Origin of the sequence: Vibrio sp. 10N.247.310.98 (assembly GCF_041467395.1) — a bacterium.
GTDB lineage: Bacteria > Pseudomonadota > Gammaproteobacteria > Enterobacterales > Vibrionaceae > Vibrio > Vibrio crassostreae_C.
In genome coordinates, this window is sequence record NZ_JBFSUL010000088.1 from 1 (window position 1) to 14642 (window position 14642).

At 40.4% G+C, this 14642-nt stretch carries 11 protein-coding genes; all 11 read left to right on the plus strand.

Annotation, left to right across the window (positions count from 1 at the left end; all coding sequences use genetic code 11):
- Nucleotides 1-379 precede the first annotated feature (379 nt).
- Nucleotides 380-934, plus strand: a complete 555-nt coding sequence (locus AB6E78_RS21835; RefSeq protein ID WP_048657861.1) for a hypothetical protein — start codon at nucleotides 380-382, stop codon at nucleotides 932-934.
- A gap of 56 nt (nucleotides 935-990) precedes the next feature.
- The gene (locus AB6E78_RS21840) at nucleotides 991-1155 is read left to right on the plus strand and encodes a hypothetical protein (RefSeq protein ID WP_155407271.1); all 165 of its coding nucleotides are present in this window, start codon (nucleotides 991-993) and stop codon (nucleotides 1153-1155) included.
- A 194-nt stretch (nucleotides 1156-1349) separates the two neighbouring features.
- Complete coding sequence (locus tag AB6E78_RS21845; RefSeq protein WP_372134213.1) at nucleotides 1350-1826, plus strand: hypothetical protein; 477 nt, start codon at nucleotides 1350-1352, stop codon at nucleotides 1824-1826.
- Nucleotides 1827-2235: 409 nt separating this feature from the next.
- Nucleotides 2236-3225, plus strand: coding sequence for an SH3 domain-containing protein (locus AB6E78_RS21850; RefSeq protein WP_372128908.1), 990 nt, complete (start codon nucleotides 2236-2238; stop codon nucleotides 3223-3225).
- Nucleotides 3226-3372: 147 nt separating this feature from the next.
- Entirely contained in the window at nucleotides 3373-4095 is a 723-nt protein-coding gene (locus AB6E78_RS21855; RefSeq protein WP_154723902.1) for a hypothetical protein, read from the plus strand.
- A 138-nt stretch (nucleotides 4096-4233) separates the two neighbouring features.
- The gene (locus AB6E78_RS21860) at nucleotides 4234-4806 is read left to right on the plus strand and encodes a hypothetical protein (protein WP_108167912.1); all 573 of its coding nucleotides are present in this window, start codon (nucleotides 4234-4236) and stop codon (nucleotides 4804-4806) included.
- A gap of 242 nt (nucleotides 4807-5048) precedes the next feature.
- Complete coding sequence (locus AB6E78_RS21865; RefSeq protein WP_017086250.1) at nucleotides 5049-5300, plus strand: hypothetical protein; 252 nt, start codon at nucleotides 5049-5051, stop codon at nucleotides 5298-5300.
- 2288 nt (nucleotides 5301-7588) lie between these two features.
- The gene (locus tag AB6E78_RS21870) at nucleotides 7589-8581 is read left to right on the plus strand and encodes a DNA-processing protein DprA (RefSeq protein ID WP_017086253.1); all 993 of its coding nucleotides are present in this window, start codon (nucleotides 7589-7591) and stop codon (nucleotides 8579-8581) included.
- A 9-nt stretch (nucleotides 8582-8590) separates the two neighbouring features.
- A complete protein-coding gene (locus AB6E78_RS21875) occupies nucleotides 8591-9838 on the plus strand; it encodes a phosphoribosyl transferase (protein ID WP_154723904.1) in 1248 nt (415 codons plus the stop codon).
- Between the two features lie 99 nt (nucleotides 9839-9937).
- A complete protein-coding gene (locus AB6E78_RS21880) occupies nucleotides 9938-10378 on the plus strand; it encodes a recombinase family protein (RefSeq protein WP_372129425.1) in 441 nt (146 codons plus the stop codon).
- A gap of 200 nt (nucleotides 10379-10578) precedes the next feature.
- The gene (locus tag AB6E78_RS21885; protein WP_164496849.1) at nucleotides 10579-14388 is read left to right on the plus strand and encodes an SIR2 family protein; all 3810 of its coding nucleotides are present in this window, start codon (nucleotides 10579-10581) and stop codon (nucleotides 14386-14388) included.
- Nucleotides 14389-14642: the final 254 nt, after the last annotated feature.

Consider the following 14642-nt stretch of genomic DNA (forward strand, 5'->3'; position numbering starts at 1 on the left):
TAACGACAAAGTCATTTGGTAGTTAAGGTACGACAGAATCGCTTGGTGATCACAGTCGATACGCTGCCATTTCTAAATCGAAAATGCCCCAAAAACACTTAGATCAAATACTCTACACAATTAAGAGGGCGTGCGTTTATCCTACTAAAACTTATTCGATTGAGCTGATAACTCATCATTCCTGTTATTAGGCGACATCTTGTAATCTAACTTCCCTTTATGTGGCACAACGTATTGATTGTCAGTTGAGTTAATATAAAGATGAATGCATAACCAAAGGATGAAACACAACAATTTTTCGTCTAATAAGCGTTATATGCCAGTGCCTCAAAAAACGTGATATTATCTATCTCAATTAATGATTGATAGACATAAATGCATGAATAACCAAGCCATTGCTAATAAATATCAACAACTTAGACGTGCTGTGTTGGCTCAAGCTCAAAATGAGTTTGAGCAATTCGAGGCTGATTTTATTGGTCATATTGATTTAACTGAAATCACGGAAGATGCTATCCGTTCTCAAGACGAATGGGATATACCGGTAAATCGTCAGATAGGATGGGATTGGCGACAGGTACGAGACCAATATCGTAGAGATCATATGGCTAGGGTGGAGCTTGCTGTTTGGCACGGTGAAGAGCTCTGCGGTCTCATGATCGGAAAAGCCAGCGAAGGGAAATTGGTTGTTAAGATCAATTATATTCAGGGTGGTGAAGTTGAAAACCCTTTGAAAGGGTATATCGTTCCTATTGCTTCACGCTGTGCCGAGCTGTTTGCTGTTGCTATTGAGGCTGATTGGATTGGTATCCAAGATCCAATTGATGACGATGACTTATTAAACTACTATCGTGAGTTGGGTTTCGATGAAAGTGATCCATTTGACCCTAGGAATAATGCATTGTTTAAACGTGTTGTAGTAGATGAAGATTAAGCCGCTTTCCAACTTAGTGATGATCGGTTATAGTTAAGGAAACTAAGGGGGCTATTATGTTGACTGTAGCAGCAAACAAAACAAATGATGTGAACGTAGATAAAGCTATCAAGCGTATGCAAGCTCACGCTTCTAAAAGTAAATCATCGTTTGGTAAAGCTTTGAAGGTAAAGGCTCCTAAATCTGCTTATGGACGTCTCGCCGGACCTGCCAAAGCATAGATAAATTCAGATATTAAGCATCGCAATAGCGGTGCTTTTTTTATGCCTGAAAATGGCATACAAGCGTTTAAGACGGATTCCCAACGCTTGGCATTTTTGGTTTGATTCAGCTTTAGTGTTTACGGCACAATATTTTAGGTTAGGTGGTAGCGTTGCTCACCACTTAACGCGGCTACAATTCAGTAAGGTTCAATATGCAGAATGTGGATTATCATTTAAAGTTTTATAGGAAGTTCTTCTATTCAAAACGATTTTTGAGCTATATGACTTGGATTCATTCTGGGTGTTTTGCTGCTAGTTTTGCCTTTTTCTTGGCTCTTTTTAGTGTTGGGAAACCAGAAAATTTTTCGAGTTTTCTTGATGTATCAGGCTTTATGTTTGCCATCTCGTTAGTGGCGAATATGATTGCTACTTTAGTATGTATATGTGGTCAAAGAATACCTAGAGTAACAGCAAAACTGGTTAAATCTGGTTTGTTTCTAATGTTACCGTTACTTGGTGTTGCTTCAATGACAGTTGGAGTATTGACCATGATCTGTCACTTTTCAGTCTCATATGCAGTTCTACCAAGTGTATTAATAATTCTCAGTGTAAAAGGCTTACTCAAATCTATCTCAGTGATATCGTTAGACCAGAATGAGTTTGATGAAGTGTACAGTCGTCAAGAATAGTTATAACAAGAGACTATGGCGTCAAGATACTTTTTCTAATCTTAGTACATTACGTTAGAGTCTTTGTTCTAACGTGCTTTTGTCCAGAGGCTTCATAGACCTGAAGTTTTACTCGTGGCACTTTTCTCAAAAAGTGCCAGCTAACTCAGATCTGCCCCAAAACAATTCAGAGCAAAAGATCTTGCTGACTTCGAACCTAGTAATTTCCCCTATCAAAAGTTATCCGAAGGAGTTTGAGTAACAGCATTTTTCTGAAATCATAAGGCATCATACAATCTAATCTCTGTTAACTTTCATAACCTATTGATTACACGTTGATGTGGTATTAAAAAGGCTACATGATAGAAATATGAAAGGTGGCTAAAAGCCGCATAGAAAGCGTTAGCTTAATAGGAGATAATCGTTAAATATGAGCAAACAAAGTGGTTACTTAAAACAGATTAGCGCGATAGAAAATTCTCCATTGATGAAGCATTTAGACGCTATGAATCCGATCATAAACAACACATCGTTGGACCACATTAAGGCGCTGGACTCTATCATAAACAGCACATCGTTGGACCACATTAAAGCGCTGGACTCTATCATAAACAACACATCGTTGGATCACATCAAAGCGCTGGACTCTGTTATAAACAGCACATCGTTGGACTACATTAAAGCGCTGGACTCTGCCATAAACAACACATTGTTAGACCCCGTTAAAGCGTTGGGCTCTGTCATAAACAACACATCGTTGGACTACTTTAAAGTGCTGGACTCTGTCATAAACAACACATCGTCAGATCACTTTAAAATGCTGGATTCAGTTATAAACAGCGTATCATTGAACCAATTTGAAGCTTTGGACTTAATAACAAATCCAGTATGGATCAGACAGTCTCAATTTCTAAACTCTCTATATACTGAGCAAGAGCTTTCCGAGTTTTCAGGCATACTGTCAGAAGTTGGAAGTGATTTACAACAGGGTAATGCCAGTGAGAGAGATGTTGAGAAGAATCTGCAAAAACTACCCAATATTTTCTTCCTCATTTTTAAATACTTGTTTAACTATATTGTAATGCCGTTATTTGTTGGTGTTTGCTTACAGCCGTTAGTGGCTGAATTCCTACAAAATAATGACGAACCACGTAGAGTGCAAAAAAGCTTAATTAAGAAGCTTCCCCAAAACTCTGGTATTGAGACTACAGCAGTGAATAGGTTTATAAGTGGTGATGGAGTTCACTTAAGAGCTTCTGCTTCAATAAAGTCAGCAGTTATTTCTCACTTAGATTTTGGTCAATTGATTTACATCTTGGAAAAAGATCGGAGTTGGGTAAAGGTGACTGTACCCCAAAAGGATGGTAGCAATCTAGAAGGGTGGGTGTTTAATGAATATACAGAACGCTTCAGAAATTAAGCATACAAAGCATTTGAGAGTGACTCCCAACGCTTGGCATTTTTCATTCCATCGTTGGGTTTAGTGTTTACGGTGGTACAGTTAAGGTTCGTAGTAGCGTTTCTCACACCTTGATGCGGCGTTAGGTTTTTCAATGGAGATCGAAACATGATAAAGAAAGCTTTCATAGATAAGCAGGCTGTTAAAGCTCAAAATGAGCAAAGAACTCCTGATTTTCTACGTAGGTTATGTTTTACCGTAGTTGAGAGCGTGCTGAGACAGCATTATTCTGACTCGTACTCTATGCGATGCCTGCAAGCTTCACTTGCAATATCCTCAATCTTGAAAAGGCTGGGTATCAAGTCGCAAACTTTTGTAGGAGAAGTATGTGTGTCGCAAGTATTTTGCGACAGTAAACTTGCCCCAAACTGGAACGGCTTTTGGGGAGATGACCACCATGTTTGGTTAATGACTGAGTTTGGTGAACTTGTTGACCTCACTATTAAGTATTTACACCTTCACCCTGTGACTAAAGGTAATAGCCAACTCGAAATGCCGGCCATTTGGTGGAGTGATGTTTCTAGATGGCCTCATGTAATTAAGTATCTCCCTCAAGGAGCAATTTCGGTAAAATTACCTAATGAAGAAATGATTGATCTAGACGTTTTTCTGACAAAAGTAGACCAAGAATTAAGCCAATTCTTGAAATCTAATTCGTTACAGCAAGTGGTGTTTAGCCCTGTATTGCATGGGCCTGAATCAATGAATGATCTTTATTCCCAAGGAAATCCATGGCTTGTAAGGAGCGCAGAGCTTCAAGATGGCAAACTTCCTTACCCTCAAAAGGTTTTAGAACGTGAACGAGAACTTTTAGCATCGTGTGAAAAATAAACCTAACAAGTATTTTAGAGTGTTTCTCAACGCTTGTCATTTTCAGTTTGAATCAGCTTTAGTTTTTACGGAACAATGGTTTAGGCTAGGCGGTTTGCGTTGTTCACACATTAATTCGGCTATGTGTTCGGAGGGAAAGTGAAAGAATTCGAGACAATTATTAAGTCAATAAATATTACCCCTTTGCGAGACGAAAGCTTAGAGCATAGTTGGTCATATGAGAGCAATGTAGCTGAAGTAAATCAGATGTTATCGTACAACTGCCCTGATTCTATATTTAGTGAGATGTTTAAAGTTCAGCTATCGCAGTTGCTTTATCAGCGATATGTTGTCATTGAAAATGAGCCTATATCAGTTCCTATAAGTTCATTGCTACAAACACTTAGATGTGTGGAAAAAGGAACAAAGGCGCGAGGAAAACTTAATAGTATTTCTGACAAAGTCGGATTTGAAGTTCAACATGTACACTTTGGTGAATCATCGTTTATTACTGAAAATTGGTTAAATCACGCTCGTAAAACTAAGCTGGGTAAACAACCACTCAATATTGACAGTATGTACGAATCTCTAATCGAGAGTCGGTCAAAGCCTAAAAAAACGGGCGAATGGTTGGTTTATAGTTTTCAGCATGGGGTCATCAAATTTTGGTGTCTGTGGCTACATGAAGCTGGAGATGACAAATTAGTTGAAACTATCAGACAACACATATAACAAGTGTTTAAGGTTTCAAGATACCTTTTCTAATCTAATTGGAGCGATTTAGTGTATTAAGTCTAAATCGCTTCTGTCCAGAGGCTTCATAGGCCTGAAGTTTTACTCGTGGCACTTTTCTCAAAAAGTGCCAGCTAACTCAGATCTGCCCCATTGTGTTTTGAATAAGGTTCTACATTACGGCTAGTAGTCCATTATGCTATAAACTAATCTAATGTCATTTTCGAATCGAGAAACGGCTTATGAGCAAGAAAAAGCTATCAGAAAAAGAACTGCTCAAGGGTATTACACCTGAGACTGCCCACGCTGATGGGCTTGCTACAGTTTCATTAGATGAAGTGGGCCTAGAACCCTCAGAAAGCGACTATAAAGCCGTTTTGAAAAGAATTGAATCCTTGTTTGATGTGGCCGAACCAGGAACACCCGAAGGTGATGAGCTTGAAAAGCTAGTAATTTGGGTTGAAGGGTATGAAGAAGATCACTTCCCATTTTAAACTAGCTAACCTTCAGTTTTGCCTCAATCAATTTAGATAGCAGTAAAATAATTTGTGTAAGAAGTCCTTGCACAATTGCTCTTACTTTCAGATACGACAAAGCCACAGGCTTTGTATAACAGCTACATACAGAATGTTTTCATTAATATGAATTCTGGGTGCGGTGCTAGGTATTTCATCACCAAATATGGGAGGGAGAGTACCTTAGGCTTATCGTATGTCCTCGGTTGGCTGCTTTGCAATTACGCTAGATTCAAATTGATACAATTACTTCTGGCCAGACAGTAAATAGTAACTCAAAGAATAAAGCAGGGATAACCGAGGCTCTCGCTATTAGTGTAAAGCGAAGAACCGAATGCAGTAAGCTTACTTCCTCAAAGAAACAAGCTAACGCAGTTCATAGCTATCACGCCTCTGTAATTCAAATAGTCACTCGACTAAAAGGTTTAATTATCATGGTCGAACACAGCACTCTATTAGTTGATCCTTTTGGTCGAAGTTAGAATTTGAGCATAATCTCGACCAGAAAAGTGAATGTTCTTTCTTTTTCGACTAAAAAGTTTAAAAGAATTGGTCGAGAGATTGCCGGCCTTGTCGCGTCTCACGAAAATGCCAGCATTGTTAGGGTGGCCTCAATTATTGCTCCAGAAACATTCAATATCGATAAGCATTAATCCTCCCCCGGAATACAGAAGTGAAGCTTTTGATATTTTCTATGTGGGCCAATTGGTACTCACTACTTCCTGGGAAACTTCTCCAAGCTCTCGCTACTAATTTACTTATATAATGACAATGGGCTCTTTAGCTAACTTATACGAAGACAATTCGCTGAATGTATGATCTAGCGAAATTAGGAACATAACTCGAAGTGTCAAAAGCAACGCTACTAATAAACTGGCAACCCTCTCTGTTTAGGACCGTTTTTTAAGTGATATGCTCGCCCTCTAATGCTTACTATTATCAACAATGATCCAACGGGGTTCATCCTTAAAGTTATGATTTGTAATTATTAAAATCTTTAATCTTACTTTGAAAACTTTTAAGTAATCACACATCGCAAGTTGCGATGCGCAAGTTGCGATGTGGAGTGAAAACTATCTAGAGTCTTGCTCTCTGTTAGGTAGGCTACATATGGCTCAGATTAGAAAACTATAGGTACCTATCATCGTAACTCAGAGATCCCCCAACGTTTCAGGAGCCACAGTAAAACCCATAGGACTAGCTAATGAACAATTACCGAGGAACCCTCAGTAGTTGCAGAGTTTGCAACAACCCCTACATGCCCAAATTGTCCAATAGCCTGTTGGACAAAGTTTAATATCTAAATTTTGCAAGAGGATCTTGCAAAAATGCGAAACAAGTTGTTTCGTAAATCGTCTTTGCCCCTAAACGTTTAGAGCATAAGAAACTATCAATAGATTAATTTGTGTGTAAGCCTGTTGCACCAGTTTTTTTAGTCCCAGATACGACAAAGCCACAGGCAATGCCTATGGCTTTGTAAACAGCTACAGAATGTTTGTCATTCAAAACGAAGAGGGAACACATTCTGTGTGCAGCGTCGGGTGTTTTATCACCAAGGTATATGGAAGGGAAAGCACCTAGACTTATCATATGTCCTCGGTGGTCTGCTTTGCAATTAAGCCAAGTTCAATTCGATACAATTACTTCTGGCCAGACAGTAAATAGTACATCCAAGAAAAAGCAGGGATACCCGAGGCTCTCAACGTTAGTTTAAAGCTAAGAACTGTATGTGGCAAGCTTGCTTCTGCCCCAAGGCGTGTTTCGAACGCAAGAGACCATCATGAGATTTATTTGTGAAACAAGCTGTTTCCCAATTGCCCAACAGGCTGTTGGACAAACTCTCGGACTCAATTGTGCAAGAGGTCCTTGCACAATTGCGAAACAAACTGTTTCGTGAATTATTTCTGCCCCAAGACGTGTTTACTCTGGTAACAGTTTAGGCGTGAATGAGGAGGATACTCTAACGTTAAGACAGCACCTATTCCCGGCAACAAATCACCACCTCACCCTACTTATCACTTAAGCCAAACCCAGCTACTCACCCGCACTCATGTCGAACTAATACATCACGTACACGAAACGCCTACCTGTAAAACTCTTTATCTAGAACAAAATGTTCATGCTTTTGTCGGTTGGCCACTTGCTATATGCAATATAAATCAGGAAGATGGAAGCAATAAGATCGATTTGTCTTCGGCATTCAATCCAGCTTTAAACCCACCGCTCTCAGTACGAAAATCGGGCGCAGCTATAGCAAGGTATTTGAAATGGAAAATGAGCAAGATTACTGGAAAGCTGAAACCGTTGCGTTTCTAGCATTACAGTCTATACACGGCATCGGCTTTAGAACCTTGTATAAAATCGCGGCTCAAAAAATCAGCTTTAGAAAACTGATTAAAACAGACGACGTTGAGCACTTCGAAAAGATGCTTCACAAGAAGCTAGATGACTCTATTAAAGAGTCAGACGAATCGTGGATGCAGTTCAAGCTTGACTTGTGGAATAAGGGGCTTGAGCTTGCGCGTGATTACACCAAAAAGAACGTTCGTATTTTCTTCCATGACCAAGACACCTTTCCGCAGCAGTTGAAGAACACACCTGAGCCGCCGATGTGGTTATTCGTTGAGGGTAACTACCGAACGCTTCACCAGCCGTCTATTGCGATAGTTGGCAGTAGAAAATCTACCGAAGACGGACTCTGGCTAACGAAATATATTGTTTCAGCTATGGCTAATCAAGGACTTGCATCAGTAAGTGGCCTTGCTGACGGTATTGACCAGAAAGCTCACGTTGAATCAATGCGTTTTGGTGTGCCGACGATTGCTGTTCTCGGTACTGGTATTGATAGCAACTACCCGCGTGGTTCTGAACACTTACGAGCTGAAATAGTGGCTAATGGTGGTGCGATTATTACTGAGTATTTGATAGGTCAAAGCTACAGCGCACATAACTTTGTGCGCCGCAATCGCATTCAAGCAAGCCTTGCTCAAGTTACAGTGCCCGTCGAGTGGAAGATTAAGAGTGGTACGGCTCATACAGTGAACTTCACAAAAGACTACGGTCGATTCCTAGTAATGCCATATCTCTATCAATCAGATTTAGAAAATGCAGAAATAAAAGCGGTCAGTGCATATAAACGCGGACAAGTATTCAGCGTCCCTGACCAATCCAGTGATTTAATCGAGTTTTTAAAACAACCTGAAGAAAGCGAACCGTCACCAGCACAAGGCGAACAAGGTCAACTTTCAATGGATTTGTAAGGAGTTTGCATGGCTGCTAAACAGCTAAAAGGTGTGATTCTCAGCGTAGAAGATACGCTTATTAACACCGGCGGTAAGATTAAAACAGACGTGTTCGCTGAGGTAGAGAAGTTAATGGCTTTCTTTACACTTCGTGGGATTAAGCCTGTGTTACTTGCTAACCGAGCTTGGACAATTACGGATAACGACGGCAACAAAAAAGACCTTTACGACGAGTTCGAGAAGCATTTTAAAGACCTAGCAATCTTTACTCGACAGCGTGACTCCAAGATTCCGCCTAAGCCACGCGCAGCAGCAACTCAGTACGTTCTTGATGAAATGAGGTGGGAATCTAACGAAGTTATCTATATCGGCAGTAGCGACGATGATATGCGCACTGCTGTAAATGGCAAGATTCTGTTCTTGCGTGCGACTTGGTACAGTAATAATACTGACTACGGCTTCGAGTTTAGCGAACCGAAAGAACTTGCTCGCTTCATTGATACGCTTTGTCTACGTGAGCACTTCTGGAGTCATGAAGTCAAAGACGGTGACTTTGAGTACTACGCGTTAGCCCCGTTCAGTACGTACAAGCCAGAGTTCAGAAAGTACTCTGAAAATGGACGTGCAGCAGCTAAGTTCGGTCAAGGTGATGTTGACTTCTGGCTTGGCGCGCTAGTTACTAGTATGTACTTTACTGGCATTCATCAGCGTATTGATTTCATTGCTGCCTACCCTGGGCATAAAGCAGGAGTTGGCAACGACAAAATGAACGATGATCTTATGACTTTCGGCAAATGCTTCAACAAGGGCTATTTGCATGATTTGATTGAGCGTCACACTACAGCGACCAAATCTCAGAATGCGCGTAATGCTGGCATTGTGATTGACCACCATAATCAGCTCAACACTATTAAGCTGAACAAGCTACCAACAAAGAACTACAAAAAGCCTTACGTAAATGCTCCACTAAAGCGCAATAAAACAGTTTTGCTAGTTGACGATATCTGCACAAAAGGCTGGTCACTTGAAGCTGCTCGTAAGTACGTCGAACGCACTGGCGCTAAAACAATCATGGTTACATGGCTAAAGACCATCAACACTGATATTCAATCAATCGGTGTTACTCCAGTATTTGACCCTTATCAAGCAACGACATTTACCAAAATTCCATCAGGAAAAACGTACGGCTATCACGCATATCACGTAGACGGTGCTGCTTCAGAGGAACTTGGCGAACAGCTACAGCAATACATTGATTGGGATTGGCCTGTTTAATCCCATTGATAATAAAGCCCTAGCCATACGTTAGGGCTTTTCTTTATCACCTCCCCTTTAGCGTAATATCTCTATCATTTGAGTTGCTGACCTAGTTATGTGATAGAAAGCAATAATGCAGATACTCGTTGCTTAAGAGCACCGACTAACAGCCAAGACACAGCTCGTGCTAAAGAGTCTATGACTGACTTTTTGAAAAACATGAAACACTCTGTTTCAGGTTGGTTCATCGAAAATAAGTTAGGTGTAAGCTTGCATAGTCATGAGCTTATGCGTCTATTGGGTGAAGCTAACAAGGGATGTGTTCTATTCATTGAGCAAGTAGTCCGCCTAACTCGTTTGACAGCAGAAGACTGGAAACGACTAAGGCGAATCATCGAAGACAAGCAAGTGCATATTGTTTCGATGGATTTGCCGACAAAGAATATCTTAGTACTACCCCTAAGTGAAATTACACAGGTTGTGTTTGTCAGCGTGATTATCGCTAGCATGTCTTTGCCCCTAAATGAGCTGCCTCACTTCTGGCCTTCTAATTTATGACAAGCCATTTGACTTAATTTTTCTTATCCGAATAAAGGACATTTCGTCAAAGCTTTCTAAGCTAAATATGATATTGTAATCATATTAGTTCTTAGTGCAGCTATTACCCATAGGAGCGCTATCACCTCTATTGATGCGATTAATCATCGCTTAAGTCACAACACCTACAAGTTAGAACTTTAAACACAAAAGGAAACATGATGCGATTCCTCGAAAATGGACCTTCAATACCTGATGAACTCTTATTAGCCAGAGACCAAGGTCGGGTGGTGTTTTTTTGTGGCGCAGGTGTTTCAAGAGCAAAAGCGGGTTTTGCCGATTTTTTTGGACTAGCTTCATCAGTAACATCTGAGCTTGGTGTTGAAACCAACAGCCCTGCCTTGAAGCTTATAGATGCTGCTAAAGAAATAACCGCTAGTACTGGCGTGGAGGGAGTAGTTTCGGCTGACAGGATATTTGGTTTGCTAGAGCGAGAGTTCTTAACGAGCGATATATATAAATCAGTAGCTAAGGCTCTCACGCCTGAGGGAGAAGTTGACCTTAGTGCGCACCAAACGATGCTTAAACTAGCTACAACGAATGATGGCATAGTACGTTTGGTAACAACTAACTTTGATCGCTTATTTGATCTTTGCAAACCAGATATACATACCTTTATCCCTCCAAGACTACCTGAACTTAATCATTCCGTTGAATTTAATGGCACTGTATATCTTCATGGCAAAGTAAACGAGGATGGTACCGGTGCTGCAAGCAACGGCTTTGTCCTCTCAAGTTCTGAATTTGGAGATGCTTACTTGGCTAATGGTTGGGCTACTTCATTTGTCAAAGGGATATTGGAAAAATATGTCGTAGTTTTTGTTGGTTATTCTGCGGACGATCCGCCAATTCAGTATTTGTTAGAAGCACTCAATAAAAGCTCAAGTCATCTCAACGATATATACGCATTTCAATCTGGTGATGAAAGTTACGCTAGCTCAAAATGGCACCATAAAGGGGTAAAAGCGATTGCGTATGACGATACAAATGGGCATATCGCGCTTTGGAACACTTTGGAATCTTGGGCCGAGCGGGCTTCTGACCCGGATGCATGGTATCAAGGAATAATCACAAAAGCTGGAATGGGGCCTCACCTCTTACTGCCCTTTGAACGCGGTCAGATTGCACATATTGTCTCTACAACCGAAGGAGCCAAAAAATTTGCTAATAATGAAATACTAGCTCCTGCCACTTGGCTTCATGTGTTTGATCCTGAATTGAGATATGAAGTTCCTCGTCAAAATTTATCCGGTGCAGAAAACCTAACTGAGATGGTAGACCCATTTCACTTTTACTCTTTGGATTCGGATCATCCACCACAGCATGTTGACCCTAATGACTTTTATAACAAACGTAAAGTTCCCACAGGTGCATGGAATGCTTTTGAGTTTAACTCACAAGACATTAAAGGAACACAAGACCAACGTTCTATCAGATTTAGAGGGGATGATTCCAGTTACCCTCAGTTTTCTACCCTACCTCAAAGGCTCAACGCATTAACACATTGGTTGAGCAGAGTGGCGGAACAGCCAGAAGTAATCTGGTGGGTTACGAAGCAGCAATGTCTTCACCCTTGGGTTCAGTTTGTACTTAAGTCAGAATGTGAGCGTCGTTCTAAAGATATGGATAGTACACTCAATGAGGCATGGAGCTATGTTTTGGATGGCTTTGAACAAACTGATAAAGGAGGACACCGCGATTGGTTTACTCTGGAAAGAGCAATAAAGAATAGTGGCTGGTGTCCAAGAAAATTACGGCAATTTGAAAAGGTAACGAAACCATTCATCAAGGTCACGCCGCCTTTCTGCACCCCGAATGAAATCAACTGGGAGCAGATTAGTTTAAAAGACTTAATTCATTTAGATGTCCATTACTCAGAACTACCAAGAAGGCTAGAAATTCCTGATGAGTGGATAATTCGTATCGTTGAAGTCCTGAGACGTAATCTAGAGCTTGCTGTTGAACTAGAAAACGAAATAGGAGGATACGGCCTGAGCCTGAGTTGTTCGTTAACACCCGAGAAGAATACCGATGATTCGTATAGTCGAACTTACGGTCTATCTGCATGGGTATTGCTGTTTGTTTCTTACTTAGAGAAATTAGTTTTGATTGACCTTGATGCTGCTCGGAAGGAGCTTTCAAGGTGGCCATGCGATGACAGTACTATCTTTGCAAGGTTAAAGATTTGGGCGCTAGGGAAAACAAATCTTGTGCCTAATGAAAGTATTATTACTACTTTAAATCAACTTTCAGACGAAGCATTTTGGGATAGTTATCATGCTAGAGACTTGCTTCTAGCTTTCGTGGCTAGGTGGAAAGAACTCGATCAATGTAGCCGTTCCACAATAGAAAATAGAATATTGCAAGGACCTAAACTTTGGAAAACCGAAGATGAAAGTAGATTTAAGGAACGGAAAGCGAGAAATATTCTGGATAGAGTAACTTGGCTTAAACAAAATGGTTGTGAGTTAACAATAGCTACGGATAAGTTAGTTGATAGGCTAAGAGGTGATACGCCGGAATGGAAGCCTGAGCATGCAAAAGATGCAGCACGATCCTTTGAAGTTCGCAGTGGTATTGTTACGAAAAATACAGACTATTCTTTGTTAGCAGATGAACCAATAGCCTCAATCCTTGAAAGAGCAAGTGAGTTATCTGGTAGGCAAGCTGATTTTTTGATTGATGAGGACCCATTTCTTGGTTTATCACAAGAAAAACCGATTCGAGCTTTCAACGCGTTAACTTATTCGGCAAAAAAGGGAAACATTGTTGACTGGGCTTGGGATACTTTCCTTTATTCTGAAGCTCGTAAGAATGATAAACCCCGATTTATGGCGTTAATTGCTGAGCGTTTGTCTGGTTTTACCAGTGACGACTTGGCCAAAATACTTCGTTCAGTATCAAGCTGGTTTGAGAAATCTACTAGCGTACTTGCTGATAATTATTATGCTACATACTATAAATTAGCGTTTAAATTAGTTGATGCAATGTCGATACAACCTGCTAAGGGTGAATCTTCAATAATACGAGGTAGTAAAGCTCCTGATTGGTCCATGGAGTCAATAAACTCGCCAATTGGAAACTTAACTAGTGCAATACTGCAATCACAGCATAGCCGTACTTTTGAATCTGGAGAGTGCTTCACTGGAAATTTATTGTTATTGCTCAACCAATTATTAGCTTTACCTAATAATTTACATCGTTACGCAATGGTTATACTTAGCCGCAGTTTGAGTTGGTGCTTTTGGGTTGATCCTGACTGGACTCAACGGAACTTGCTTTCTGCCTTAAACTCTTCTTCCGGAGAAGATCGTCAGGCATTTTGGGCTGGTGTTTTATGGGGAGGAGTTCGCGGGAAAGAACTATTCACCATTTTGAAGTCAAGTATTCTGGAATTGGCATATTCGGGAGAAGTTGAAAGCAGAGGTCATCAGGATGCTATTGTGAGATTAATTTTCTCAGCTTGGAAAATTAAAGATGAGGATGAAAGGTGGGTATCTGATCTTGAATTAAAAGAAGCATTAATTAAAGCAAGTGATGACTTTAGGTGTGGAATATTATGGCAAGCCAGGCATAGAGACGGTGAAGACAAAGAGCATTGGTTACTACCATTCAGAGAACTTATGTCAAATGTTTGGCCTAAACAGCTTGCTGTTAAATCACCCGCTGTATCTGAACGCCTTTGTGATATCGCATTTTGGTCGGAAGATCACTTCCCTGAAATTGTAAATCTAATCACTCCGTTCTTAACGAAATTAGAACGAGCTAACCACATCTACCTGAATGACGACAACGTACTTAAAGAATACCCTAATGATCTTTTGTTACTCCTGAACACCGTATTACCTAATGATGTTAACAAATGGCCTTACAACATTGAGGAGCATTTAGATCAAATGATAGAAGCTAATACCGAGTTAGGTGATGATGAACGCTTTATCGAACTCAAAAGAAAATGGGATGCAAGGTGAGTCGAATTTAACAAATATTTGAGATTTTAAGTTACTTTTTCTTATCGGAGTAAGGCGCGTTAGAGCGATATATCTAACGCGTTTTTGTCCAACAACGATTCTGGTGACATGAGGGAAGTTTTGTGAGGGAAGTTTTGTGAGGGAAGTTTGTGATCACAGAAGTTTGTGATCATCACTAGCAAGGTTTTGCCCCAAAACGTATATGGAATCCACGTATTTACAAAGTGATTTAGCGATTAAAGTTAAGATGCGGT